Here is a 22,844-nt window from a genome sequence, read left to right on the forward strand (position 1 = left end):
GTTCGCCGCGTCAGGGCGCCACGTAGTCCGATACGACTTTCCACTTGCCATCCACGATCTGCGACAGGCGCGACTGCTCGTTGCCGAGACGCTTGGTCGCGGTGAAGGTCATCTTCGGCGCACCGAACATGTCCGGCTCGAAGGTGCTGCTGTCCATCGCCTTGATGAACGTGTCCGTCGTGAGGTTCGGCCCGGCCTTGTTCGCGGCCTGGATGAAGCTCTGCACGATCATGTAGCCGTAGACCGAGAACACCGTCGGGTCCTCGTTGAACTTGGTCTTGTACTTGTTGGCCCAGAAGCGCAGCGGCTGCGATTGCTCGTCCGTGTAGGGGTTCTGCACGGTCATGGTGGCGTAGATGCCGTCCATCGGCTTGCCGCCGAGCTTGTGGATCAGGTCGGTGTAGGCCGCGCTCGACCCGAGGAAGGTCGGGTTGAAGCCCGTCTTGCGCGCCTCGCCCACGGTCCCGATGGTCTCGCGGATGATGGTGCCGAGCACCACGAGGTCGCAGTTGGCGGCCTTCATCTTCGCGACTTGCGACGAAAAGTCGGTCGCGCCGCGCTTGAAGGAGGTCTTCTCGGTCAGCTCCAGGCCCGCGGTCTTCAGGCCGGCTTCGGCGCCGCGCTGCACTTCGAGTCCGAACTCGTCGTCCTGGTAGATGGTGCAGACCTTCTTGGCGCCCTTCTCCTTGATCATCTTCGGCAGCGCGATCCGGATCTGGTCGTAGTAGGTCGCCGCAAACGAATACTTGAGGCGGTTGAGCGGCTCGTACATCTCGCGCGCCGCCGTGATCGGGAAGAAGTTGACCACGTTCTTGTCGAACTGCACCGGCATCGCCGCCATGTTCTGCGCGGTGCCGATGTGGCCGGCCATGATGAAGATCTTGTCCTGGTTGACCAGCTTCTGCGCCGCCAGCACCGCCTTCTTGGGGTCGTAGCCCGAGTCCTCGACGAAGAGCTTGAGCTTGCGGCCGTTGACGCTGCCCTGCTCGTTGAGTTCGTCCACGCCCAGTTGCATGCCGTTGCGCGCCTGCTTGCCGAAGCCGGCGAGCGGACCGGAGAGATCCTGGATCGTGCCGATCCTGATCTCGTCCTTGCTGACGCCCTGCTGCTGCGCCCCGGCCAGGCCGGAAACCAGCGCCAGGCCAGAGGCCGCGGCAAGGGGGATGAGTGACTTGATCTTCATATCCGCTGTCTCCTCTAGGTTGGCAAAAAAATCAGGCGTACATCGCCTCGATGCGCTCCGCGTACTTGGCCTGCACCAGCTTGCGCTTGAGCTTCATCGTGGGCGTGAGTTCTTCGTCCTCGGCGCTGAGCTGGGTCTCGAGCAGGAAGAACTTCTTGATCTGCTCGACCCGCGCGAACTTGGCATTGACGCGGTCGATCTCGGCCTGGATCAGGTCCTGCACTTCCTGCGTGCGCGTCAGGCTCTGGTAGTTGCTGAAGGGCACGTCGTGGTCCTGCGCGAATTTCTCGACGTTCTCCTGGTCGATCATGACGATCACCGTGAGGTAGGGCTTGGCATCGCCGATCACCACCGCGTCCGTGATGTAGGGGCTGAACTTGAGCTCGTTCTCCAGCTCGCTCGGCGTGATGTTCTTGCCGCCTGCCGTGATGATGATGTCCTTCATCCGGTCGGTAATGCGGAAATACCCGTCCTGGTCGACCGTGCCGACGTCGCCGGTGTGCAGCCAGCCGTCTGCGTCGATGGTTTCGGCGGTCTTCTCGGGCAGGTTGAGATAGCCCATGAACACGTTGGTGCCGCGCACGAGGATCTCGCCGGTGGCGGGGTCGATGCGCACTTCGTTGTAGCCCGCGGCCGGCCCGATGGCGCCGGGCTTGATGCGCGTCGCGGGCACGCCGGTAGACGCACCGCACGATTCGGTCATGCCCCAGACCTCCAGCATCGGCACGCCAAGCGCGAGATACCAGCGCACCAGGTCGGGCGAGATCGGCGCGGCGCCGGTCACGAGGAATCGCGCGCGGTGGATGCCGATCAGCTTGCGCACGTTGTCCAGCGCGAGCCAGCGCGCAATGCGGAACTTGAAGCGCAGCATGCCGTCGACCGGCTGGCCGGCGAGCACGCGCTCGGCGATGGCTGTGCCCACACCGATGCTCCAGCCGTAGGCCGCCTGCTGCAGCGCACTGGCTTCCTTGAGCGCGATCATCACGCCCGAGTAGAACTTTTCCCACACGCGCGGGACGGCGGTGAAAACGGTGGGCGCGATCTCGCGCACGTTCTCCGGCACGGTCTCGGGGTTCTCGACGAAGTTGAGGATGGAGCCGGTGTACATCGCGAAGTACTCGCCGCCCATGCGCTCTGCGATGTGGCACAACGGCAGGAAGCACATGCGCTCGTCGTGCTCGTCCTGCGAGATCAGGGTGTTGTAGCCGCGCGCGGTGTAGACGAGCCCGCGATGGCTGTGCATCGCGCCCTTGGGCTTGCCGGTGGTGCCGGAGGTGTAGACGAGGATGGCGAGGTCCTCGGGGCGGCAGGCGGCGACGCGCTGCTCCAGTTCCTGCGGATGGCCCTTCAGGTAGTCGCGCCCCAGTTCGCGCAGGGCATCGAGGCTCATCACGTCGGTCTCGCGCAGGTCGCGCAGGCCTTCCATGTCGAACACGATGATCTTGCGCAGCAATGGCAGGGCGCCGCGCACTTCGAGCGCCTTGTCGAGCTGCTCGTCGTCCTCGACGAAGAGCACGGTGGTGCGTGAGTCTTCGCAGAGGTAGTGCACCTGCGATGCGGCATCGGTGGGATAGATGCCGTTGGAGACGCCGCCGCAGCTCAGCACGGCCACGTCGCACAGCACCCATTCGATGACGGTGTTCGACAGGATGGAAGCGCATTCGCCGGAGGCAAAGCCGATGGCCATCAGGCCGCCGGCGATTTCGCGCACGGCATCGGCGGTCTGCTGCCAGGTCCAGCTGCGCCAGATGCCGAGTTCCTTTTGCCGCATCCACACCTTGTCGGCGCGCAGGCGGGCCGCGTTCCAGAACATGGCGGGAATGGTGTCGCCGGGGACCGCGATGTTCTGCCGGGGCTGGAGGTGTTCCAGGTCCCACAGGCCGGCGGGTGCCTTGGCTCGCATGGCGTTGTTCTTCATCTCCAGGTCTTCTTTTTCTTCCAGCGCCGCTCGCCGCGCACGCCGTCGTCCTTGAGGCCGAGGTAGAACTCCTTGATGTCCTCTTTCTCGCGCAGGCGGTCGCAGGTGTCTTCCATGACGATGCGGCCGTTCTCGAGGACATAGCCGTAGTCGGAGGCGTTGAGCGCCATGTTGGCGTTCTGTTCGACCAGCAGGATGGTGGTGCCGCGCTCGCGGTTGATGCGCACGACGATCTCGAAGATTTCCTTGGTGAGCTTGGGCGACAAGCCGAGGCTGGGCTCGTCGAGCAGGATGAGATGCGGCGCGGCCATGATGGCGCGCGAGATGGCGAGCATCTGCTGCTGCCCACCTGAGAGCAGGCCGGCGTCCTGCGTCGCGCGCTCCTTCAGGATGGGGAAGTAGGTGTAGACCGTTTCGATGTCGCGGGCCACGCCGTCACGGTCCTTGCGGGTGTAGGCGCCCATCAGGAGGTTGTCGCGCACCGACAGCAACGGGAACACTTCGCGGCCTTCGGGGACGTGGCTCAGGCCCTGCTGGACGATGTACGCGGGGTCCTTGGCGGTGATGTTCTGGCCCTGGAATTCGATGCTGCCTTTTCGGGGGTCGATGATTCCGGAGATCGTCTTCAGGATCGTTGTCTTGCCTGCGCCGTTGGAGCCCAGGACTGTGGCTATTTCTCCTGCGCGGACCTTGAGGCTGACGCCTCGGATGGCCTTGATGGGGCCGTAGGCGCTTTCTACGTTCAGCAGCTGGAGGACTGTTTCGCTCATCGTGCGGCCCTCTTGTGCGTCGGTTTGGGGGGGCGACGACGGGCGGTGTGCCCTGTGCCGGCCGACGTCACCGGCCCTTCGGGCTGCCCTGCGCTGCTCGCGGTACGCGGGGTCCGCGCAAACTCGCTTCGCTCAAACACGCGCGGCCCTTTTTCCGCGCACCGCTGCGCTGCTCGGCGGTGCCTCAACGGCCGGCACAGGGCACACCGCCCGCCGTCGCAGGGACGCTGCGGTTGAACTGTCCGCGACACGCGGTGTGATGACGCGCAGGTCTTGGGCGTTAGAGGCGCACTCGTCCGTCGCACACGCACGAAGCCCGGCATGCGGTGCGCGCTGGCCGACCCCTCTACGCCGCCGAAGCGCGCAGCTTCAGGCGGAAAAAGGGCCGCGCGTGTTTGAGCGCAGCGAGTTTGCGCGGACCCCGCCTGAAGCGAGCACTGCAGGGCAGCCCGAAGGGCCGGCGTAGCGGGGTCGGCCAGCGCGCACCGCATGCCGGGCGCTCTTCCAACGGACACCACAGCAGTAAACACTACGCAGCCCTCCGCAAACTACTCACGTCATCCACGGTCCCCAGATAGGCTTCGATCACCCGCGAATCCGACTGAACCTCACGTGGAGTCCCCGTAGCCAGCGCCTCCCCCATGTTCATAGCCAACACGCGGTCAGACACCTTGGACACGAGCGACATGTCGTGCTCCACCATCAGCACGGAGATCCCCAGCTCATGCTGGATGTCCTGGATCCAGAACGCCATGTCCGCCGTCTCCTCCACATTGAGCCCCGACGATGGTTCATCGAGCAGCAGCAGCTTCGGCTCCGTACACAGCGCACGCGCCAGCTCGACCACCTTTCGCACCCCGTAGGGCAGCCCCGCCACCATCGAGTCGCGGTGATGCTGCAAATCCAGCAAGTCGATCACTTGCTCCGCCTTCTCGCGCGCCGCGATCTCCGCGCGGCGCGTCGCCGGGGTGAAGAACACCTCGCTCCAGAAGCCCGTCTTGCGATGCGTGTGCCGGCCGATCAACAGGTTGTGCAGGACAGTCGCATGCTCGAACAACTCGATGTTCTGAAAAGTTCGGGCGATGCCCAGCGCCGCGATCTCGTGCGGCGCCTGCTGCGTCAGCGCGATCGGCTTGCCCTCGCCATGCCAGACGATGTCGCCCGTAGTCGGCGTGTAGATCCGGCTGATCAGATTGAACACCGTCGTCTTGCCCGCACCGTTCGGCCCGATCAACGTGAAGACTTCGCCACGCCGCACATCGAAGCTCACCTTGTTGACCGCGAGCACGCCGCCGAAGCGCACGCTCAGGTCGCTGGCCGAGAGAAGAACGTCGCTGGCACTCATCTCAGGCGATCCGACTTGGTGAAGGACTTCTGCCGCTTGAACAAGCCCTTGCGATAGAAGGGAAAGAGTTGAAGCCACGTACGAATCTTGAGCCACCGCCCATACAGCCCCAACGGCTCGAACAGCACGAACGCGATCAGCACCAGCCCATAGACCAGTCCCTGCAAGCCCGGCGCCTGCCCCACCACCGGCGGCAACCAGTCCTTCCCCAACGCAATCAACTGCGGCATCGCGATCAGGAAAATCGCGCCGAGGAACGCGCCGTGCACCGAGCCCAGCCCGCCAATCACCACCAGCAGCAGCAGATCAATCGACTGGAGAATGCTGAACTGGTCCGGCGAAATGAAGCTCAGCTTGTGCGCATACAACGCACCGCCCAGACCCGCCAGCGCAGCCGAGATCGCGAACGACAGCGTCTTGTAGCGCGCCAGATGAATGCCCATGCTCTGCGCCGAAATCTCCGAATCGCGGATGGCGACGAAGGCGCGCCCGGTGGGCGAGCGCAACAGGTTCAGGATCGCGAGCGTGCACAGCACCGCGACCAGCAGGCACACGAGATAGAAGCTCTCGCTCGACCCCAGGTCCATGCCCAGCAGCTTCGGCGACTTCACATGCAGTCCCGAGTTGCCGCCGGTCACGCTCTCCCACCGCGCGAACACCTCCTCGACGATGAAGCCGAAGGCCAGCGTCGCGATGCCCAGGTAGATGCCCTTCACCCGCAAGGCCGGCAACGCGACCACCACCCCCACCGCCGCCGACAGCGCCGCAGCCGCGACCAGCGCCAGTGGAAACGGCACGCCCAGGTTGCTCAACACCGCCTGTGTGTACGCCCCCGTGCCCAGGAAGGCCGCATGCCCGATCGAGAACTGCCCCGTGAAGCCGGCGAGCAGCATCAGCCCGAGCCCGACGATCCCGTAGATCAGCACGAAGGTCAGTTGCGCGAGCCAGTACTCCGGCAGCGCCCAAGGCGCCACGATCAGCGCCGCGCCCAGCAGGCTGTACCAGAAGACATGGCCGCCATGCTTGGCGAGGTCGATGTCCTGCGTGTAGCTGGTCTTGAAGGTGTAGCGCATCTCAGATTTCCACCACGCCGCCCCAAGACTCGCACCCCATGAAACGGGCGCGACCAAAGCCCGGGAATACCGCGGAACCGGCTTCGCCGGGCCGCCGGTATTGCCCCCGGTAGGGGGTAGGCGAAGCGACACGAAGTGCGCGAAGACTGGGGGCGAGCTTCATCCTTAGACTTTCTTGCGCAGCTTCTCGCCGAAGAGGCCGTTGGGCTTCACCATCAGCATCACGAGCACCACGATGTACGGCGCCGTGTCCTTGAAGCCGTCCGGCAGGTAGAAGCCCGCGAAGGACTCGACGATGCCGATCACCAGCCCGCCGACGATCGCGCCCGGCAGGCTGCCGAAGCCTCCCACCACCGCCGCCGGAAAAGCCTTGAGCCCGATGAAGCCCATGTTCGCGTGCACGAAGGTGATCGGCGCCAGCAGCATGCCGGCGATCGCCGCGACCGCCGCCGCCAGCCCCCACACCAGCCCGTTGAGCCGCTTCACCGGAATGCCCATGTAGTACGCGGCCAGCTGGTTCTGCGACGAGGCCTGCATCGCGATGCCGAGCTTGCTGTAGCGGAACATCGCGAACAGCAGCCCGCACAGCACTGCGGTCGCCACGATGATCGCCATCTGCTCCACGTTGACGACCAGTTCGCCGACCTTCCAGATCTGGTCCTTGTAGGGCACCGGCAGCGCGTGCGTCTCGGTGCCGATGGCCGGGATCATCGTGATCAGCCCGCGCGCCACGTAGCCGATGCCGATCGTCAGCATCACGATCGAGAACTGCGGCTGCCCGAGGATCGGGCGGATCACCACCAGCTCCAGCAAGACGCCGAAGGCGATCATGGCGACCACCGCGAGCAACGCCGCGAGCCAGAAGGGCAGCCCGAACAGCGTCATGGCCGCGAAGGCGCAGAAGGCACCGAGCATCATGAGTTCGCCCTGGGCGAAGCTCACCGTTTCGGTGGCCTTGTAGATGAGCACGAACCCCAGCGCGATCAGGCCATAGATGCAGCCTTGCGCAATGCCTGAGAGCAGGAGCTGGAGTATTTGCAAGGGGGTTTCGTTCGGGTTTCGCGGTTTATAGCGGTGAGCACCGCGCGCCGCGCAGAGGGTTGTCCCGCATCCGTCGTGGCGCGGCCGTGCGCGTCATTGGTGCACGGCGAGCCGACGCGAGCCGGCGAGGATGTCGCTGGGCCGCAGGCCGTAGACCTGGCGGATCGAGTGGCTGAAATGGGTCGAATCCGGATAGCCGGTGTCTAGCGCGATGTCGGTCAGCGTGGCCGTCTGGCGCACGTGGCGCAGCAGGCTTCGCGCGCGCTTCCAGGCGCGGAAGGCGCGGAACGGCACGCCGGTCTCCTGCTTGAACAGGTGCAGGAAGCGGGAGAAGGACAGCTTCACCGCCGCGGCGCATTCCTCGGCCGAGGTGGGCGCGGCCGGGTCGGCGTTGATGCGGTCCACCACGGCGCGGATGCGCGCATCGAGCGGACGCGGTGCGAGCGGCTGGCCGAAGAAGAGCGTGTCGAAGTCGAAGCCGTCGAAGCTCTCGCGGCCCGAGGCTTCGAGCAGGCGCGCATGCGCATCGCGGACGCGGCGGACGAACTGCGGCGCATCGACCGGCCCGCAGTGCTGGAGGAAGTCCGGCAGCAGCGCGGGGTCGACCGATTCCGATTCGACGAGGAGATTGAGGATCAGGCGATGGTCCGTCGCCACTTGGTGCGGCACCTGCGGCGGCACGACGAGCAGTTCGCCGCTCTGCCACGCGCTCCCGCCGATACGGATGCGCAGCGGAGCGCCCGTCGGCGACACGTACACGCCGTGGCCGCCAAGGCTGCGTTCAGCCGCCGCGCCGAGAAGCCCTGCATAGAACACGCGTTGCGTCGTGATCCACATGAGACGCTCGCCGTGGCGCCCGCGCGCCACCACTGCCGGTTGTCTGGTCACCAAGATGCCCTTTCCTCCGCTTGGCGACGCTGGGCCTCGGGGCCCGCGTCGTTTCGGAGGATCGTAGCGGCGCGAACGGAAACGGGGGTGCCGATTGCGCGGGGACTTTCCCTAGGGCTCTAGGCGCGTGGCAGCAGCGCGCGCCGCAATTCGCCAGCGCACAGCGCCACCGCCGCATTGGCCTCGTCGAGCAAGCGGCCCATGGTGATGAAGCCGTGGATCTGGCGTTCGAAGCAGACGTAGGTTGCGCGGTTGCCTGCCTCGGTCAACGCACGCGCGTAGTCGAGTCCCTCGTCGCGCAGCGGGTCGTAGCCGGCGGTCAGCACCAGTGCGGGCGGCAGGCCCGCAAGGTTCTTGTGCAGCAGCGGCGAGGCGCGCCAGTCGAGATCGTGCGCGGGGTCGGTGATGTAGTGGTCGTGGAAGTACGTGATCGTGTCGCGCGTCAGCACATAGCCCTGCCCGTTCGTCGTGTGCGACGGGTGCCCGCGGCGCATGTCGGTCGCGGGATAGATCAGGAGCTGGAAGGCGATCGGCAGGTCGCCGGCATCGCGCGCATCGAGGGCGACCACGGCCGCGAGGTTCCCGCCCGCGCTGTCGCCGCCGACGGCCAGCCGGCTCGGGTCCACGCCGAGCGATGCCGCTTCCTTGCGCACCCAGCGCGTCGCCGCGAGCACGTCGTCCACGGCCGCGGGAAAGCGATGCTCCGGGCCCATGCGGTAGTCCACCGCCACCACGGCACAGCCCGACAGGTTGGAAAGTTCACGGCACAGCGTGTCGTGCGTGTCGAGATCGCCGATGGTCCAGCCGCCGCCGTGGTAGTAGACGAGCACCGGCAGCACCTGCTTCGCATCCGAGCCCAGCGGACGGTAGAGCCGCATCGGAATGGGGCCGTGCGGCCCCTCGGCGACCAGCTCGCGCACCTCGGCCACTTCACCCGGCTCCGGCTGCGTGAGGGCGCGCCGCTCGCGATAGAACTTGCGCGCGTCGGTGTGCGGGAGCGTGTGGGTCGGCGGCACGCCGCGCTCGACGAGGAGATCGATGAAGGCCTTGGCTTGAGGATGCAGCATGGTCGCTCCGGGTGGGTGGTGATGAATCAGGCTTGGCGAGGCTTCACGCGCGACGCCGCTTCCTTGGCATTGCGCCGTGCGGTGTCGACGTCGGCGGCATGCGCCAGCGCCACGCCCATGCGGCGCTTGACGAAGCTCTCGGGCTTGCCGAAGAGCCGCACGTCGGTGCCCGGCACGGCGAGCGCTTCCGCCACACCGTCGAAGGCGATGCCGGTGGCATCCACGCCGCCGTAGATGACGGCGCTGGCGCCCGGGCTCTTGAGGGTGGTGTCGACCGGCAGGCCGAGGATGGCGCGGGCATGCAGCTCGAACTCGTTCTGCCATTGGGTCGCCATGGTCACCATGCCGGTGTCGTGCGGACGCGGGCTGACTTCGCTGAACCAGACCTGGTCGCCCTTGACGAACAGCTCGACGCCGAAGAGGCCCTGGCCGCCGAGGTCCGTCGTCACGGCCTGCGCGATCTCCTGCGCCTTCTGCAGCGCGGCCGGCGCCATCGGATGCGGCTGCCAGCTCTCGACGTAGTCGCCGCTCACCTGCACGTGGCCGATGGGGTCGCAGAACTGCGTCTGCACCGCGCCGGCGCCGTCCTTCGCACGCACGGTCAGCAGCGTGATCTCGTAGTCGAAGTCGATGAAGCCTTCGACGATCACCCGTCCGTGGCTCACACGGCCGCCGGCCATGGCGTAGTCCCAGGCCTTCTGCACGTCGGCCGGGCCGTCGATCTTGCTCTGGCCCTTGCCGGAACTGCTCATCACGGGCTTGACGATGCAGGGGTAGCCGATGCCGCCGTCGATCGCCGCCTGCAGCTCAGCCAGAGAATCGCAGAACTTGTAGGGGCTGGTCGGCACGCCCAGCGTCTCGGCGGCCAGGCGGCGGATGCCTTCGCGGTCCATCGTGAGGCGCGCGGCACGGGCGGTCGGGATCACGCGCACCACGCCGGCATCCTCGAGTTGCTGGAGCATGGGCGTGGCGATGGCCTCGATCTCGGGAACGACGAGCTGCGGCTTCTCGGCCTCGATCAGTGCCTGGAGCTGCGCCGGGTCGCTCATCGTGATGGTGCGCGCGTGGTGCGCCACCTGCTGGCCGGGGGCGTTCTCGTAGCGGTCGACGGCGATGGTCTCCACGCCCAGGCGCTGGAGTGCGATCAGCACTTCCTTGCCGAGCTCGCCGGAGCCCAGGAGCATCACGCGGGTCGCGGAAGGAGAGAGGGGGGTGCCGAGGGTGGTCATGGTGCGGTTCCGTGGCTGGGGGATGTGAACGCGGCACTTTAAATCACTCGCGCTGTCACACGCGGCAACGGCGCCAGGCGGCCGCTGTTTCACAATGCCGGGCATGGATCGCCGCGGCAGTGGCATCCCCTCCCCTTTCATCTTTCAGTTCAAGGAGCATTTCTCATGGCTATCCAGACGGTCGGCATCATTGGTGCGGGAACGATGGGCAACGGCATCGCGCAGGCCTGCGCGGTGGCGGGCGTCAACGTCGTCATGGTCGACATCGCGCAGGCCGCGGTCGACAAGGGCATTGCCACGGTGTCGGGCAGCCTCGACCGGCTCATCAAGAAGGACAAGCTCACCGCCGCCCAGAAGGACGCGGCGCTGGCGCTGATCAAGGGCTCCACGAACTACGAGGACCTGAAGGCCGCGCAGCTCGTCATCGAGGCCGCCACCGAGAACCACGAGCTGAAGCTCAAGATCCTCAAGCAGGTGGATGCCATGCTGGCGCCGGAAGTGATCATCGCGTCGAACACCTCGTCGATCTCGATCACGCAGCTCGCCGCCGCCACCTCGCGCGCCGACCGCTTCATCGGCATGCACTTCTTCAATCCGGTGCCGATGATGGCGCTGGTCGAGATCATCCGCGGCTACCTCACCAGCGATGCGACGCACGACGCGGTGAAGGAGCTCGCAGTCAAGCTGGGCAAGTCGCCGATCACGGTGAAGAACGCGCCCGGCTTCGTGGTCAACCGCATCCTGGTGCCGATGATCAACGAGGCCTTCTTCGTGCTGGCCGAAGGCCTCGCGACGGCGGAAGACATCGACGCCGGCATGAAGCTCGGCTGCAACCAGCCCATCGGCCCGCTGGCGCTCGCCGACATGATCGGTCTCGACGTCTGCCTGGCCGTGATGGAGGTGTACCTGGAGCAGTTCGGCGACTCGAAGTACCGCCCCTGCCCGCTCTTGAAGGAAATGGTCGCGGCCGGCCAGTTGGGGCGGAAAACGGGCCGGGGCGTGTACACGTACTGACCCCCAGGCTTGCCCACTTCGTGTGGCCGCCCACCCCCTTTCAGGGGGCGCCGCCAGCGGACCGGCGAAGCCGGGTCCGCGGCAGCCCACGAAAGCGAAGCTGACTGAATAACGGAGACGAATACTCATGACTGCCACGCCTACTACCCCGCCGCCTGAAGGCTGCATCGATACCCAGGTGCTCGACCATGTGCTGCTGATCGGCATCAACCGTCCGGCCAAGCGCAATGGCTGGACGCCCGCCATGTTCAGGCAGCTTGCCGAGGCCTACACGCGGCTCGACGACGACCCGGCGCTGCGCGTCGGCGTGCTGCATGCCTTTGGCGACCACTTCACGGCGGGGCTCGACCTGCCGGCGGTGACCGAGTTCATGAAACGCGGCGAGAAGGCGGTTCCGCAGGGGCTGGTCGAGCCGCACGATTTCGGCTTGCCGGGCTATCGACGCCGCACCAAGCCGATGGTGGTCGCGGTCAAGGGGATCTGCTTCACGGTGGGCATCGAGCTGATGCTTGGCGCGGACATCGTGGTCGCGGCAGACAACTGCCGCTTCTCGCAGATGGAAGTCCAGCGCGGGATCATGGCGACCGGCGGCGCCACGCTGCGCATGGCCGAGCGCGCGGGACTGGGCAACGCGATGCTGCATTTGCTGACCGCCGACGAGTTCGACAGCGCCGAGGCCCTCCGCCTGAACTTCGTTCAGAAGGTGGTGCCGGCCGGGAAGGAACTCGACGAGGCCCTGCGCATTGCGCAGCGCATCGCGGCCCAGGCACCGCTCGCGGTGGTGGCGACACGGCTCAACGTGTTGAAGGCGATCGAACACGGACCGCTCGCGGCGGTGGAGGATTTCATCCCCGTGCAGCAACGTCTTGCCAACAGCGAGGACGCCGCCGAAGGCGTGCGCTCCTTCGTGGAGCGGCGGCCGGCGCGATTCAGCGGGCGCTGATCCGGGATGCGGCGCACAGCGCCGCATGCGGAACATCCTGCTACAAATTAAATTGCACACAATTCAATTGCCAGCTAAACTTCAGCCCATGCCCGCTCCAGCCCCTCCCGCCCTTTCAGCCGACGAGATGCTGCGGCTCGACAACCAGCTCTGCTTCGCTGTGTATTCGGCGTCGCTGGCGATGACCAAGCTGTACAAGCCGTTGCTCGAAAAGCTCCAGCTCACCTACCCGCAATACCTCGTGATGCTGGTGCTGTGGGAGCGCGACGGCCTCATGGTGTCGGAGCTTGGCGAGCGCCTCTTTCTCGACTCCGGCACGCTGACGCCGCTGCTGAAGCGGCTCGAAGCCAACGGCCTGGTGGCGCGCATCCGCGACGTGGGCGACGAGCGTCGCGTGCACGTCAACCTCACCGCTGCCGGCCGCAAGCTCAAGGCGCGTGCGGGCAGCGTTCCCGCCTGCCTGCTGGCCTCCTCGCAATGCTCGCTGGCCGAACTGACCGACCTCACGCAGCAGATGCAAGGCCTGCGGGACCGCATCAAGGCCGCCTAGATTTCCCCTCCACGCTTCGACTCGTCGAAGCACCCTTTCCTCTCTCACCAACCAAAGGAACCACCATGGTCAAGAAACTCGACAAAGTGCTCTACACCGCGCAAGCCCACACCATCGGCGGCCGCGACGGCGCCGGCAAGACCAGCGACGGCTCGCTGGACGTCAAGCTCAGCTCGCCCGGCAGCGGCAAGCCCGGCACGAACCCCGAGCAACTGTTCGCGGTCGGCTATTCGGCCTGCTTCATCGGTGCGATGAAGGCCGTGGCGCCCAAGATCAACGTGAAGGTGCCTGAGGACGTCGCCATCGACGCGAGCGTTTCGCTCGGCCCGATCGACGCCGGCGCGGCCTACGGCATCGCCGTCAAGCTCGCGATCACCCTGCCGGGCCTGGACGACGCGCAGAAGAAGCTGCTGGTCGAAACGGCCCATCAGGTCTGCCCGTACTCGAACGCCACGCGCGGCAACGTCGAAGTCGAACTCTCGATCGCCTGATCACCGCAGGCCACCGGCCTCGCGCAAGGCCCGGCAGGGCGTCGCCTACGCGACGAACTGCCGGGCCTTTTTCATGCAATCGACGCAAGCCTGCGCTAAGGTCGCCCACGACTTCGCAGCGCACAGCACGCACAAGGAGCAACCATGAGCACGACCGACCTGCTGATCCGCAAGGACGACCTCTCCTCCACCCGCCTGCGCACCGCCGAGGACCAGCGCCTCGCCGACGGGCAGGTCCGGGTGCGCATCGACAGCTTCGCACTCACCGCCAACAACATCACCTACGCCGCGTTCGGCGACGCGATGAACTACTGGCAGTTCTTCCCGACGGGCGAGGAGGGCTGGGGCACGATCCCGGTGTGGGGCTTCGCGACGGTCGTGCTCTCGCTGCATCCCGGCGTCGCGACGGGCGAGCGGCTCTACGGCTACTTTCCGATGGCGTCCGCCGCCGTGCTGACGCCCGAACGCCTGTCCCCCGAGCGCTTCACCGACGGTGCCCAGCATCGCGCCGCCCTGCCGGCCGTCTACAACCAGTACTTCCGCTGCCGGTCCGACCCGCTCTACACGGCGGACACCGAGGACATCCAGGCGCTGTTGCGACCGCTCTTCATCACCTCCTGGCTGATCGACGACTTTTTCGACGACAACGACTTCTTCGGCGCACGCCCCGGCGTGGCGCTGCTGTCGAGCGCGTCGAGCAAGACGGCCTACGGCACCGCCTTCCAGCTCGCCCAGCGCGAAGGCATCGAAGTGATCGGGCTCACATCGGCGGCCAACAAGGCCTTCTGCGAAAGCCTGGGCTGCTACAGCCGCGTGCTGGCCTACGAGGAACTCGACCAGCTCCCGGCCGACACGCCCTGCGTGTACGTGGACTTCGCCGGCAACGGCGCGCTGCGACGCGCGATCCATACGCGGTTCACGAACCTCAAGCACAGCGCCTCCATCGGCGGCACGCACGTCGACCAGTTGGCCGCCAGCGGCTCGGGCAAGGACCTGCCCGGCCCGCGCGCGACGCTGTTCTTCGCGCCAGCGCAGATCAAGAAGCGCACCGCCGAATGGGGTGGCGAGGCATTCGGCCAGCGCATGGTGCAGGCCTGGCATGCCTTCATCGCACGCGTGACCAATGCCAAGGCGCCGTGGCTGCGCGCCGAACACCATGCCGGTGGCGAGGAGGCGCAGGCGGCCTATGCGGAGGTGCTGGCCGGACGCGGCGATCCGCGCGTCGGACACATCCTGTCGATGTCTTCGTCGTCTCCTGACTGACAACCCGCAGCATCGGTGAAGCGCTGGATCTGAGCCGCGCCGCCGTCGACCTTCAGCGGATCACCTTGTCCGCCTCCAGCGTGACAGCGTCCTGCCCCAGGGGCACATCCGCGACCGAGCCGGTCAAGTCACCCGGCTGCGACGCCGCCTGACCCGAGCGCGTCACGCGCACCTCGATCGTCACCGCGTCGAAGCGCGAGATCGGGAACTCCGGCGACATCGCCAGGCTGTCGTCGAGCACGAACCGCGCGGGCAGATCCTTGACTTGCAGGCGCAGCACCGCGACCGGCATGCGTCCGGTGGCCGCAGACCGGGCCAGCACGAACACGGTGTCTTGCGGCGAAGTCTTCTCCCGCAAGGCCGCGGCGACGGACACGGTGCCGGCGACGCGCTGGCGCGCCGCTTCGACGACGCGCGGCGCTGCTGGCTGTTTCGTCGCGCCGAGTTCAGCGAGATTCGCGCCGATCTTCCGGGCTGCCTCGGAGTCCGGCGGCAGCAAGGCCAGCACATGTTCCCAGCGTTGCCGCGCCTGCGGCAGGTCGCCCCGCTTGAAAGCGGCCATGCCGGCCAGCGCGAGGGCCTTCGGGTGGTCGGGATCGATGGCCAGCGCGGCATCGATGGCGGCCTGCGCCGGGCCGCCCAGGTCGCCGTCGCGAGCCGATGCCAGCGCGTCCGCATAGTCGGCAAGGAGCTGGGGCTGGTTCGGCGCCAGCGCCATCGCCTTCTGGTAGGCGACCACCGCATCGTCGTAGCGCTGGAGGTACTCGTAGGAGCGTGCCAGCACGATCCAGCCTTCCACATCGTCGGGTTGGGTGCGCAGGCGCGCTGCGAGGCGGCCGATCATGCTCTCGACCTCGACACCCTCGCCCTCATGGGAGCCTGATCGCTCCGCCGCCAGCATCTGGCTCGCGGCGGCCATCGGGTTGCCGACCTGCAGATACAGCAGCAGCGCGGTGGCAGGCAGGCCGACACTCAGGATGCCCGCGACGCCCCAGCCCATCCAGGGCCGCGACGCGAGCCCGGTGCGCGGCGCCGATGGCGATGCCTCGTCGAGCACCTGCCGCTGCAGTTCGTCGATGGCCTGCGCGCGGTCCTGCGCGCTCAACGCATGCGATTCGAAGTCCTTTTCGATCCGCGCCAGTTGGTCCGCGTGGAGCCTGCGCACGGTATCGCCCTGCGCCAGCGGACGCGCCGCCGAAGCCCTGAGCAGGGGCGGCACGACGAAGAGCAGCGCCAGCACCAGCAGCGCCACGGCAGCCAGCCAGAGGGCGGTCACGGCGCGTCCCCTTTCAGGAGCGTCTCGGCTCTTTCGCGCTCGGCCGGCGTCAGCGGCGCGGGTTCCGAACGGCCGTGCCGCCGCACCACGCGCCACAGCGCCCCGAAGCCAGCCGCCAGCAGCACGAAGGGTCCCAGCCACAGCAGCCAGGTCGACGGCCCGAAAGGCGGGTCGTAGCGCACGAAGGCGCCGTAGCGCTGCTCGAAGTAGTCCCTGATCTGCTGCTCGCTGCGACCCTGGCCGAGCTGCTCGCGGATCTGCTGGCGCATGTCCGCAGCCAGCGGCGCATTCGATTCGGCCAGGGTCTGGTTCTGGCACACCATGCAGCGCAGGCTGGCAGAGAGTCGCGCCTCCCGGTCCTCGATCGTGCCGGCGGCTGCGGCGCCCAGCATCGCTGCCCACAGCAGGGCGAGGCAGATCCGGCGGCTCATTGCAGGCTCCGCACGACGGGCAGCAAGCGCTCGCGCCACAACTCGGCGCTGATCGGGCCCGCATGCTTGTATCGGATGCGCCCCGCGCCATCGATCACGAAAGTCTCGGGCACGCCGTAGACGCCATAGTCAATGCCGACGCGCCCGTCGCTGTCCACCGCCGATCCCCGGTAGGGATTGCCGAATCGCTGCAGCCAGCTGCGCGCCGCATCGCCCTTGTCCTTGTAGTTGAGGCCATAGAGCACCACGCCGTCCTTGCCGGCGAGTTCCATCAGCACGGGCAGTTCGTCGCGGCAGGGTGCGCACCACGAGGCCCACACGTTCAGCAGCCAGACCTGGCCGTGCAGGCTCTCGACCCGCAATCTTTGCTGCGGGTCGTGCAGCAGCGGAAGGTCGATGGCGGGTGCCGGCTTGTCGATCAACGCCGAAGGCAGCAGCTTCGGGTCGCGACGCAAGCCCACCGCCAGCAGGATCGCCAGCACGATGAAGATCGCGAAAGGCAGCTTGAAGCGCATCAGGCGCCCTCCTGCGGCCGCAATGCGGCCGTGGCGCCGCCGGCCGGTGCCGCCTTGCGCGCGGCCATGCCCAGGCGGTAGCGCCGATCGGTCGCTGCGAGCAAGCCCCCGAAGGCCATCAGCAGACAGCCAGCCCAGATCCACGCCATGAAGGGCTTGACGTGGAGCCGGAGGGTCCACGCCCCATCGCCGAGCGGATCGCCCAGCGCCACGAAGAGATCGCGCGTCAGGCCCACGTCGATGGCGGCCTGGCTCAGCGGCATCTGTTGCGCGCGGTAGATGCGTTTTTCCGGATGCAGCGTCACGACCGGCTGGCCGTGGCGCGACACCTGCACCGTGGCGCGCTGCGCGTCGTAGTTCGGCCCGCTGGCCGGCGCGATGCCTTGGAATCGAAACTCGAAGCCGGCCAGCGCAGCCCGCTCGCCGATGTTCAGCCTGAGTTCCTGCCGGCTTTCGAAGCCGTTGGCCATCGTCGCACCGAAGATGAAGACGCCGATGCCCGCATGCGCGACCAGCATGCCGTACCAGCCGCGCGGCTGGCGACGCGCGCGTTCGATCCAGCCGCCGCGCGCGCCACCCAGCCGCTGCCAGGCGTGCGCCGCGGCGCTGGCGACGGCCCAGGCCGCCAGCAGGAGCGCAAAGGTCGACATCGCCGACCAGCCGCGCTGTTCCGCCGGCAAGGTGAAGGGCAACAACAGCGCAGCCGCGCCGCTGGCAGCCAGGGCCCAGCGAAGGCGGTGCGCCAGTTCGGGCAGCGGCGCATGCTTCCAGCGCGCGACCGGACCCACGCCCATGAGGAAGACGGCCGGCACCATGATCGGCACGAACACGGCCTCGAAGTACGGTGGCCCCACGGAGATCTTCTGGCCTGCCAGCACGTCGAGCGCCAGCGGATAGAGCGTGCCGATCAGCACCGCCATCGCCGCGACCGTCAGCACCACGTTGTTGGACAGCAGGAGCGACTCGCGCGACAGCAGGCCGAAGCGTCCGCCCAGCCCGATGCGCGGCGCCCGCCAGCCGAAGAGCAGCAGCGAGCCGCCCACCACCGCGACCATGAAGGCCAGGATGTAGAGCCCGCGCCCCGGATCGACCGCGAAGGCATGCACCGAGGTCAGCACGCCGGAGCGTACGAGGAATGTCCCCAGCAGGCTCAGCGAGAAGGTGCAGATGGCGAGCAGCACGGTCCAGCTGCGGAAGGCGCCGCGCTGCTCGGTCACCGCCAGCGAATGGATCAGCGCCGTGCCCACCAGCCAGGGCATGAAGGAGGCGTTCTCCACCGGGTCCCAGAACCACCAGCCGCCCCAGCCGAGCACGTAGTAGGCCCAGGCGCTGCCCATCAGGATGCCCAGGGTCAGGAACATCCAGGCGGCCACGGTCCAGGGCCGCGACCAGCGCGCCCACGCGGCGTTGAGTTCGCCCGACAGCAGCGCGGCGATGGCAAAGGCGAAGGCGACCGAGAAGCCGACGTATCCCATGTAGAGGACCGGCGGATGCACCACCATGCCCGGGTCCTGCAGCAGCGGGTTCAGGTCGCGGCCCACCAGGGCGGGCGGCATCAGTCGGGTGAAGGGATTCGAGAGAAACAACAGGAACAGCAGGAAACCCACGCTGAGCCACCCCATCACGGCGAGCACGCGCGCGACGTAGGCCTCGGGCAGTTGCCGGCTGAACAGCGCCACCGCCACGGTCCACGCACTGAGCAGGCAGAGCCACAGCAGCATCGAGCCTTCGTGCCCGCCCCACACGGCCGCGAACCGGTAGGCGGTGGGCAGGTCCGCATGCGAGTTCGACGCCACGTAGAGCACGGAGAAGTCGTTATCCAGAAAGCTCCATGCGAGGCAGGCGAAGGCGATGGCTGCAAAGATGAACTGGCCGAGCGCCGCGGGACGCGCCAGCCGGATCCAGGCGGAGACGCCCCAGTGCGCACCCGCCAGCGGCAGGCTGCCCTGCACCACCGCCACCAGCAGCGCCAGCACGAGGCTGAAGACGCCGATCTCCGGGATCACTGCGGCGCCTCCAGCGTAGGCGCCGTGTGGGCCTGTCGCGCCTGCTCCAGGGCCGCGGCCGCTTCGGGCGGCATGTAGTTCTCGTCGTGCTTGGCCAGCACCTGCGTCGCCTCGAAGGAGCCGTCGGGCAGCAGCCGGCCGGCCACCACCACGCCCTTGCCTTCGCGGAACAGGTCCGGCAACAGGCCGCGATAGCTCACCGGCACACGCTGCGCCAGGTCGGTCACCACGAAGCGGACCGTCAGTCCGTCGCCGCCGCGCTGCACCGAGCCGTTCTCCACCAGGCCGCCGATGCGGAAGGCGCCACTGCGCGGCGCGGCACTGGCCGCCACCTGGCTCGGGCTGAAGAAGAAGACCAGGTTGGAGCGCAGCGCGTTCAGCACGAGCAGCGCGGCCAGACCGAACGCCAGCAGACCGGAGCCGATGATCGCGAGACGCCGCGTCCTAGGCTTCATCGTGCGGCTCCGAAGGCAACGGCACCCGGGCTTGGGCGCGGCTGCGCCGCACGAGGCTCCAGACCTCGGCGGCGATCAGCACTGCTGCGACGCCGTAGGCCGCGAGGATGTACAGGGTTGCGTCGCTGCCGCTCATCGCCGCCTCGCCAAGGTGTCGCGCTCCACGATCAGGCAGCGCACGCGCGCCAGCGCCACCGCCACCGAATAAGCCCAGCAGGCGCCCGCCATCAGCAGCATGCCCATGAGCATGGTGTGCGCCATCGCGGGCGCGGCCGTGAAGCTGACCGATGCGCCCTGGTGCAGCGTGTTCCACCACTGCACCGAAAAATAGATGATCGGCACGTTGACCACGCCGGCCAGCAGCAGGATCGCGCCGCCGCGGTCCGCGCGCCGCGGATCGTCGATGGCCGACACCAGGCCCAGGTAGCCCAGGTAGAGAAAGAGCAGGATCAGCTCGGAGGTCAGCCGCGCATCCCATACCCACCAGGTGCCCCAGGTCGGCTTGCCCCACACCGCGCCGGTCCACAGCGCGATCACGGTGAAGAGCGCGCCCGTGGGTGCCAGCGCCCGCGCCATCAGCGCCGACAGCCGCGTGTTGAACGCGAGCCCCATCGCGGCATGGAACGCGGCGACGAGATAGATGAACATCGACATCCACGCCGCAGGCACGTGGATGAAGATGATGCGGTAGACCTCGCCCTGCTGGTGATCGGTCGGCGCCACCAGGAAGCCGACCACCAGCCCCGCCACCGCCAGCACGCCGGCGAGGGCAGCGAACCACGGCACCATGCGGCCGGCCCAGCCATGGAACACCGCTGGCGACGCCAGCTGCCGCCAGCGACCGCGCCGACCGGCCGGCCGTGGCGCCAGGGCTTGCGGGTCGATGCGTCGGAGCGAGTCCATGGCGCGACCGCTCATTCCACCGCCAGGCGCAGGGCCGCGCCCACCGCCCACGGACACAGGCATGCCGCCACCAGCAGACAGGCGCCGAGGAGCGACAGGTGCGGATTCACGGGCAGCCCCTGATGGCTGGCTGCGACCGCGCCGCTGCCGAAGATCAGCACAGGCACGCACAGCGGCAGCACGATCAGCGCCAGCAGCACATTGCCGCGAAGCCCGAGCGTGAGCGCGGCACCGAGCGCGCCCAGCAGCACCAGCGTCGGCGTGCCCAGCAGCAGCGACAGCAGCAGCACGCCGATGGCCTGCGCCGGCAGCCCGAACTGCAGCCCCATCAGCGGCGCGACGGCGACCAGCGGCAGGCATGTGATGAGCCAATGCGCCGCGATCTTGGCGTAGACGATGCCTGTGAGCGAACGCGGCGACAGCAGCAGCTGTTCGAGAGCGCCATCCTCCAGGTCGGGCAGGAAGAGCCGATGCAGCGAGATCATCACCGCCAGCAGCGCCGCGACCCATACAACGCCGGGGCCGATGGCCGCCAGCAGTGCGGCGTCCGGCCCGACGGCCAGCGGGAACACGCTGCCGACCACGATGAAGAACAGCAGCGCGCTGAGCGCATCCATCGGCCGGCGCGAGGCCGTGCGGACTTCACGGCCGATGATCGGTAGGGCGAATGCCATCGCTCAGCCTGTTCATGTCCAGCGTTTGCGCGCAAGGGCCATCGCGATCGATGTCGCGATGGGTCGTCACCACGGCCATGCCGCCGCTGCGGACGTGTTCGGCCAGGCAGGCGTCGAAGCTCTCCTCGCCTTCGGCGTCCAGGCCCGCACAGGGCTCGTCGAGCAGCCACAACGGCCGCTGGCTCAGGAGCACGCGTGCCAGGCTCAGGCGACGCTGCTGGCCCTGGGACAGATGGCGCATCCGCTCGTTCTCGCGGTCCGCGAGCCGCAGTTTCCGCAGCACGTCGCGGCATGCCGCATCGCTGCTTGTTGCGCCCGCGACATGCAGCGAAAAGCGCAGGTTCTCGAACACCGTGAGTTCGCCGCTCATGCCGCCCGCGTGTCCCATGTAGGCCACCTCGCTGGCAAAGGCGGCGTCACGCGTGCCGACGCGGCGGCTGCGCCAATGCACATGGCCTCCGGTCGGCTGCAGCAGGCCGCACAGCAGCCGCAGCAGGCTGCTCTTGCCGCTGCCGTTCGATCCGCGAATCTGAATCACGTCGCCCGGCGCGGCGTCGAAGCTGACGCCGGCAAACACACGCCGCCCTCCGCGCGCGCATGCCAACTCGCGAACGCAAAGCCCGTCGTGCAAGACCTCAGCCACCCGCTTTGGCGCCGCCCGGACCGCCGCCGGCGGGCGCCAGTGCCTCGTCGCCTTCCTTCGGAACGACCTGCCCCGGCGTGTCGGTCGGCGCCTGGCCCGGCGGGATGTGGGGCAGCCTGTGGGCGATACCCTTGTGGCAGTCGATGCAGGTCTTCTCCTTGTTCGCCAGGAAGGTCATGTGCATGTTCTGCGCACGGACGCTCTGGCGCGTGAAGTCCATGTACTCGTAGTTGTGGCAATTGCGGCATTCGAGCGAGTCGTTGGCCTTGAAGCGCGCCCACTCGTTCTGGGCCAGCCGGAGACGTTCCTCCCGAAACTTCTCCTGCGTCGAGATGCTGCCGAATATCTTTCCCCACACCTCCTTGGAGGCCTGCATCTTGCGCGCCATCTTGTCGGTCCAGTTGTGCGGCACGTGGCAGTCGGAGCAGATCGCGCGCACTCCGGATCGATTGGTGTAGTGGATGGTGGGCTTGAGCTCCACGAACACGTTGTCGCGCATCTCGTGGCAGCCGGTGCAGAACTTCTCGGTGTTGGTGAATTCCATCGCCGTGTTGAAGGCACCCCAGAAAATGATGCCGCCGATGAAGCCGCCCAGCGTCAGGAACCCGAGGCTGAAATGCACGCTCGGCCGGCGGATGATGGCCCAGTAGCGCTTCAGGAGGTTCATCATGGTGTGGCGTCCCCGCGGCTACTTCTTGTTGGCCTGGGCGGCCTCGGCGGCCCGCTTCGCGATCGTGTCGGCATTCTCGAAGTCGTTGCCCACCAGCGGCTGGACCGGGTCCTGCGCCACATGGCACTGCATGCAGAAATAGCGCCGCGTCGAGATCTGCGGCAGCACCTTGCCGCTGCGGTCGATGTAGTGCGTCGGGCTGACGGGAATCGCCTGCGAGAAATCCGTGCGGGTGCGCGCATGGCAGTCGAGGCACTTGTTGAAGTTCTTGTCGATCTGGTAGCCGTCCACCCGGTGCGGGATGGTGGGCGGCTGCATGTCGTAGTTGCGCGGGCGCCGCACGTCGTCGTTCACCGCATTGCCCAGGCGCGGCGGCTCCGTGGGGTCGGGGATCGGCACCGGGCCGCGCGCCGGGTCCACCAGCCCGCCCGACTGGGCCCACGCGAAACCGGCCAGCAGGCCGAGCAGCGGGAGGAGCTTGCGTGGGGTCATGCCG

Annotated in this window: 25 protein-coding genes; 5 read left to right on the plus strand and 20 right to left on the minus strand. The window is 67.6% G+C overall.

All coding sequences use genetic code 11. The annotated features are described in order from the left end of the window. Positions 1–10: 10 nt before the first annotated feature. From QTH90_RS17380 to purT, 9 genes are all read right to left on the minus strand, one after another. A complete protein-coding gene (locus QTH90_RS17380) occupies positions 11–1,183 on the minus strand; it encodes an ABC transporter substrate-binding protein (RefSeq protein ID WP_286665814.1) in 1,173 nt (390 codons plus the stop codon). Between the two features lie 31 nt (positions 1,184–1,214). Further along, on the minus strand, positions 1,215–3,101 hold the full coding sequence (locus tag QTH90_RS17385) for an AMP-dependent synthetase/ligase (protein WP_286665815.1): 1,887 nt from the start codon (positions 3,099–3,101) through the stop codon (positions 1,215–1,217). After that, positions 3,098–3,871, minus strand: coding sequence for an ABC transporter ATP-binding protein (locus QTH90_RS17390; RefSeq protein WP_286569783.1), 774 nt, complete (start codon positions 3,869–3,871; stop codon positions 3,098–3,100). The genes QTH90_RS17385 and QTH90_RS17390 overlap by 4 nt, the downstream gene beginning before the upstream one ends. A gap of 529 nt (positions 3,872–4,400) precedes the next feature. Further along, entirely contained in the window at positions 4,401–5,216 is an 816-nt protein-coding gene (locus tag QTH90_RS17395) for an ABC transporter ATP-binding protein (RefSeq protein WP_286665816.1), read from the minus strand. Then, complete coding sequence (locus QTH90_RS17400) at positions 5,213–6,289, minus strand: branched-chain amino acid ABC transporter permease (protein WP_286665817.1); 1,077 nt, start codon at positions 6,287–6,289, stop codon at positions 5,213–5,215. Before QTH90_RS17400 ends, QTH90_RS17395 begins: the two co-directional genes overlap by 4 nt. A gap of 165 nt (positions 6,290–6,454) precedes the next feature. Then, positions 6,455–7,330: a branched-chain amino acid ABC transporter permease gene (locus QTH90_RS17405; RefSeq protein WP_286665818.1), complete on the minus strand. Its 876-nt coding sequence runs from the start codon at positions 7,328–7,330 to the stop codon at positions 6,455–6,457. Positions 7,331–7,423: 93 nt separating this feature from the next. Next, entirely contained in the window at positions 7,424–8,167 is a 744-nt protein-coding gene (locus tag QTH90_RS17410) for a helix-turn-helix domain-containing protein (RefSeq protein WP_286666280.1), read from the minus strand. Between the two features lie 170 nt (positions 8,168–8,337). After that, on the minus strand, positions 8,338–9,285 hold the full coding sequence (lipP1, locus tag QTH90_RS17415; protein ID WP_286665819.1) for a LipP1 family hormone-sensitive lipase: 948 nt from the start codon (positions 9,283–9,285) through the stop codon (positions 8,338–8,340). Positions 9,286–9,311: 26 nt separating this feature from the next. After that, the gene (purT, locus tag QTH90_RS17420; protein ID WP_286665820.1) at positions 9,312–10,514 is read right to left on the minus strand and encodes a formate-dependent phosphoribosylglycinamide formyltransferase; all 1,203 of its coding nucleotides are present in this window, start codon (positions 10,512–10,514) and stop codon (positions 9,312–9,314) included. A 165-nt stretch (positions 10,515–10,679) separates the two neighbouring features. Between purT and QTH90_RS17425 the strand changes: the two genes are divergently transcribed. The 5 genes from QTH90_RS17425 (at position 10,680) to QTH90_RS17445 (ending at position 14,775) form a co-directional block, all read left to right on the plus strand. After that, on the plus strand, positions 10,680–11,528 hold the full coding sequence (locus QTH90_RS17425; protein WP_286665821.1) for a 3-hydroxybutyryl-CoA dehydrogenase: 849 nt from the start codon (positions 10,680–10,682) through the stop codon (positions 11,526–11,528). A 127-nt stretch (positions 11,529–11,655) separates the two neighbouring features. Continuing rightward, positions 11,656–12,471: a crotonase/enoyl-CoA hydratase family protein gene (locus QTH90_RS17430; RefSeq protein WP_286665822.1), complete on the plus strand. Its 816-nt coding sequence runs from the start codon at positions 11,656–11,658 to the stop codon at positions 12,469–12,471. A gap of 88 nt (positions 12,472–12,559) precedes the next feature. Then, the gene (locus QTH90_RS17435) at positions 12,560–13,021 is read left to right on the plus strand and encodes a MarR family winged helix-turn-helix transcriptional regulator (protein ID WP_286665823.1); all 462 of its coding nucleotides are present in this window, start codon (positions 12,560–12,562) and stop codon (positions 13,019–13,021) included. Between the two features lie 65 nt (positions 13,022–13,086). After that, positions 13,087–13,512 carry an organic hydroperoxide resistance protein gene (locus tag QTH90_RS17440; protein ID WP_286665824.1) on the plus strand — a complete coding sequence of 142 codons (426 nt, stop codon included), beginning with the start codon at positions 13,087–13,089 and terminating at the stop codon, positions 13,510–13,512. 144 nt (positions 13,513–13,656) lie between these two features. After that, the gene (locus tag QTH90_RS17445; RefSeq protein WP_286665825.1) at positions 13,657–14,775 is read left to right on the plus strand and encodes a DUF2855 family protein; all 1,119 of its coding nucleotides are present in this window, start codon (positions 13,657–13,659) and stop codon (positions 14,773–14,775) included. 52 nt (positions 14,776–14,827) lie between these two features. Here the strand turns inward: QTH90_RS17445 and ccmI are convergent, their stop codons facing one another. Genes ccmI through QTH90_RS17500 form a run of 11 tightly spaced genes read right to left on the minus strand, consistent with a single transcriptional unit; the run spans position 14,828 to position 22,840 of the window. After that, complete coding sequence (gene ccmI / locus QTH90_RS17450) at positions 14,828–16,051, minus strand: c-type cytochrome biogenesis protein CcmI (RefSeq protein WP_286665826.1); 1,224 nt, start codon at positions 16,049–16,051, stop codon at positions 14,828–14,830. Beyond that, a complete protein-coding gene (locus tag QTH90_RS17455) occupies positions 16,048–16,482 on the minus strand; it encodes a cytochrome c-type biogenesis protein (protein WP_286665827.1) in 435 nt (144 codons plus the stop codon). Before QTH90_RS17455 ends, ccmI begins: the two co-directional genes overlap by 4 nt. After that, on the minus strand, positions 16,479–17,000 hold the full coding sequence (locus tag QTH90_RS17460) for a DsbE family thiol:disulfide interchange protein (RefSeq protein ID WP_286666281.1): 522 nt from the start codon (positions 16,998–17,000) through the stop codon (positions 16,479–16,481). The genes QTH90_RS17455 and QTH90_RS17460 overlap by 4 nt, the downstream gene beginning before the upstream one ends. Further along, complete coding sequence (locus tag QTH90_RS17465) at positions 16,997–19,003, minus strand: heme lyase CcmF/NrfE family subunit (protein ID WP_286665828.1); 2,007 nt, start codon at positions 19,001–19,003, stop codon at positions 16,997–16,999. The genes QTH90_RS17460 and QTH90_RS17465 overlap by 4 nt, the downstream gene beginning before the upstream one ends. Further along, on the minus strand, positions 19,000–19,458 hold the full coding sequence (gene ccmE, locus QTH90_RS17470) for a cytochrome c maturation protein CcmE (protein WP_286665829.1): 459 nt from the start codon (positions 19,456–19,458) through the stop codon (positions 19,000–19,002). Before ccmE ends, QTH90_RS17465 begins: the two co-directional genes overlap by 4 nt. Beyond that, positions 19,448–19,594, minus strand: coding sequence for a heme exporter protein CcmD (locus QTH90_RS17475; protein WP_286665830.1), 147 nt, complete (start codon positions 19,592–19,594; stop codon positions 19,448–19,450). Before QTH90_RS17475 ends, ccmE begins: the two co-directional genes overlap by 11 nt. Further along, positions 19,591–20,361, minus strand: coding sequence for a heme ABC transporter permease CcmC (gene ccmC, locus QTH90_RS17480; protein WP_286665831.1), 771 nt, complete (start codon positions 20,359–20,361; stop codon positions 19,591–19,593). Before ccmC ends, QTH90_RS17475 begins: the two co-directional genes overlap by 4 nt. 11 nt (positions 20,362–20,372) lie before the next feature. Then, entirely contained in the window at positions 20,373–20,978 is a 606-nt protein-coding gene (gene ccmB / locus QTH90_RS17485) for a heme exporter protein CcmB (RefSeq protein WP_286666282.1), read from the minus strand. Positions 20,979–21,003: 25 nt separating this feature from the next. Continuing rightward, positions 21,004–21,678 carry a cytochrome c biogenesis heme-transporting ATPase CcmA gene (ccmA, locus tag QTH90_RS17490; protein WP_286665832.1) on the minus strand — a complete coding sequence of 225 codons (675 nt, stop codon included), beginning with the start codon at positions 21,676–21,678 and terminating at the stop codon, positions 21,004–21,006. Next, positions 21,671–22,348: a cytochrome c3 family protein gene (locus tag QTH90_RS17495; RefSeq protein ID WP_286665833.1), complete on the minus strand. Its 678-nt coding sequence runs from the start codon at positions 22,346–22,348 to the stop codon at positions 21,671–21,673. Before QTH90_RS17495 ends, ccmA begins: the two co-directional genes overlap by 8 nt. 18 nt (positions 22,349–22,366) lie before the next feature. Next, positions 22,367–22,840, minus strand: coding sequence for a nitrate reductase cytochrome c-type subunit (locus QTH90_RS17500; protein ID WP_286665834.1), 474 nt, complete (start codon positions 22,838–22,840; stop codon positions 22,367–22,369). Positions 22,841–22,844: the final 4 nt, after the last annotated feature.

Source organism: Variovorax flavidus (assembly GCF_030317145.1).
GTDB classification, from domain to species: Bacteria; Pseudomonadota; Gammaproteobacteria; order Burkholderiales; family Burkholderiaceae_C; genus Variovorax; species Variovorax flavidus.